Origin of the sequence: Adonisia turfae CCMR0081 (assembly GCF_011009555.1) — a bacterium.
Lineage (GTDB): Bacteria > Cyanobacteriota > Cyanobacteriia > Phormidesmidales > Phormidesmidaceae > Leptothoe > Leptothoe turfae.
Map to the genome: position 1 here is coordinate 5,950 of NZ_QXHD01000002.1, position 1,084 is coordinate 7,033.

A 1,084-nucleotide genomic window follows, 5' to 3' on the forward strand; every position below is an offset into this window, starting at 1 on the left:
TTCGAACGAACTGAACCCATGTCCGCCATACTACTTGCAATTAAGCCCATTAAAAATGAGCAATAAATACGGGTAATTACTTAGAAGAATCATTCTATTAATGACAATAGATGTCAAGTATATTTAATTACATAAAGAAAAATATCCATTCAGAGCCCATACTAGTAACGCTTTATCAGGTGGCCGTTTACTATCTTCTTTAAATTAAAAAGAATCTTTCTCAATAACTTAATTTTGATATATACTCGATAAAACAGAAGCTTAATTGCAAATAAAAGTCAATTAAGTAGGGATTCGTCCGGGAGACTACATCTGCGTCATCTTGTGGTCTCCACTTTTTTTAGATGCGAACGTCTCAGGGGGAATGTCAAGTCTGCTCAACGCAAGCCAGAAATAATGCCTTTAAGCTGTCTTTGTTCTCCTCTCACTAGACAGCTTTTTCTTGTCAACCCTGGCCAGGGCTGCCCAACTCTCCATGGGCCACAGGTTGTTCCCTCTAAATACAGTGCGGAGACAGAATGCGGAGACAGAATGCGGAGACAGGCTATATGTAAAGAAGTGCAAAAAGTTATCAGTTACTAGTTGCAAGAACGTTGAACCCTATTGGTTTTCTTTGTTGCCTAAATTTAGAACAACAAGAGCAGACTACGCAGTGGAACATCTCAGGTGTTTAGGCTAGTTGCCATTAATTACTAGCTATTGTTTAACGGTGCCTGCTGCGCCATGGTGCAGCAGGCGCTACTGTGTAGGAGATAGCTCAAACGCAACAAAACAGCTATCTAACGTTAGCTTCGCTAAGGAGATTGAATAATGGCTCATGCAACTGTTAAGAGAGTTTCACCCACACAAACTGTACCCCGGCAAGCCAACTGCACTGCCTGTTTAAGTCGCAATTGTCCTATGGCTGGTGCTGCAGAGTATCCAGTACAGTTTTGCAATAGCTATCGGCAGGCCAACTGTTATTTCTGTGACAAGTCGGATTGTGCCCTAAATGGATCGCTAGATTCTCCTGTTATGGCGTGTGATCAGTTTGTGCCCATCGCTATTTAAGCTGTTGACAAGCTCTTGATTAAGCTCAGTCACT

Annotated in this window: 1 protein-coding gene; it reads left to right on the top strand. The window is 41.8% G+C overall.

Annotated elements, in window-relative coordinates:
• Positions 1 to 810 precede the first annotated feature (810 nt).
• Entirely contained in the window at positions 811 to 1,050 is a 240-nt protein-coding gene (locus tag DXZ20_RS00710; RefSeq protein ID WP_163695692.1) for a hypothetical protein, read from the top strand.
• The last annotated feature ends 34 nt before the right edge of the window (positions 1,051 to 1,084 follow it).